The organism is Lentibacillus salicampi, from assembly GCF_004565465.1.
Classification (GTDB): Bacteria; Bacillota; Bacilli; order Bacillales; family Amphibacillaceae; genus Lentibacillus; species Lentibacillus salicampi.
On the sequence record NZ_SRHY01000114.1, the window covers coordinates 1 to 976 of the forward strand.

The following is a 976-nucleotide window of genomic DNA, read 5'->3' on the forward strand; positions in this document are numbered from 1 at the left end:
CAGGATTTGAACCTGCGACCCCCTGGTCCCAAACCAGGTGCTCTACCAAGCTGAGCTACTTCCCGTTAATATGGTGCGCCCGAGAGGAGTCGAACCCCTAGCCTTCTGATCCGTAGTCAGACGCTCTGTCCAATTGAGCTACGGGCGCCAATGATGCCGAGGGCCGGACTCGAACCGGCACGATAGAAGACCCATCGCAGGATTTTAAGTCCTGTGCGTCTGCCAATTCCGCCACCCCGGCTTTGGTCAGGCATAACATTAATGGAGCGGAAGACGGGATTCGAACCCGCGACCCCCACCTTGGCAAGGTGGTGTTCTACCGCTGAACTACTTCCGCAAAAAGTTTTTATGAAATTCGAAATGGTGCGGGTGGAGGGACTTGAACCCCCACGTCAAGAGACACTAGATCCTAAATCTAGCGCGTCTGCCAATTCCGCCACACCCGCAAAAACAGTGAGCCATGGAGGATTCGAACCTCCGACCCTCTGATTAAAAGTCAGATGCTCTGCCAACTGAGCTAATGGCTCATTTTCAGTGTAAAACACTCAAAAGTGTTTTGATGTTTTTTAGAATGGTGCCGGCCAGAGGAATTGAACCCCCAACCTACTGATTACAAGTCAGTTGCTCTGCCAATTGAGCTAGACCGGCATATAAAATATTCATTTTCTTAAATGCTCAATATGTCACATTTTTTATTGGGGCAGCACCAAAGCATTATTGTGCGCTCTCCCTATTGAACTTGCAACAGTATATAATAAATGATGGAGGATGCAGGGTTCGAACCTGCGACCCCCTGCTTGTAAGGCAGGTGCTCTCCCGGCTGAGCTAATCCTCCCACACATATGTACAGCCTGGCGGCGTCCTACTCTTGCAGGGGTAAAACCCCAACTACCATCGGCGCTGGAGAGCTTAACTGCTGTGTTCGGCATGGGAACAGGTGTGTCCTCTCCGCTATTGCTACCAGACCTATATTGTT

7 tRNA genes and 1 rRNA gene are annotated in these 976 nt (G+C 50.6%); all 8 read right to left on the bottom strand.

Annotated elements, in window-relative coordinates:
- Positions 1–71 precede the first annotated feature (71 nt).
- Positions 72–148: transfer RNA gene (locus E4U82_RS19570), tRNA-Arg, on the bottom strand.
- Positions 149–154: 6 nt separating this feature from the next.
- Positions 155–241, bottom strand: a tRNA-Leu gene (locus E4U82_RS19575).
- A 21-nt stretch (positions 242–262) separates the two neighbouring features.
- Positions 263–337 (bottom strand) — tRNA-Gly (locus E4U82_RS19580).
- Positions 338–361: 24 nt separating this feature from the next.
- Positions 362–446, bottom strand: a tRNA-Leu gene (locus E4U82_RS19585).
- Between the two features lie 8 nt (positions 447–454).
- Positions 455–527, bottom strand: a tRNA-Lys gene (locus E4U82_RS19590).
- A 45-nt stretch (positions 528–572) separates the two neighbouring features.
- Positions 573–648 (bottom strand) — tRNA-Thr (locus E4U82_RS19595).
- Positions 649–762: 114 nt separating this feature from the next.
- A tRNA-Val gene (locus tag E4U82_RS19600) sits at positions 763–835 on the bottom strand.
- A gap of 14 nt (positions 836–849) precedes the next feature.
- A 5S ribosomal RNA gene (rrf, locus tag E4U82_RS19605) occupies positions 850–965 on the bottom strand.
- Positions 966–976 lie beyond the last annotated feature (11 nt).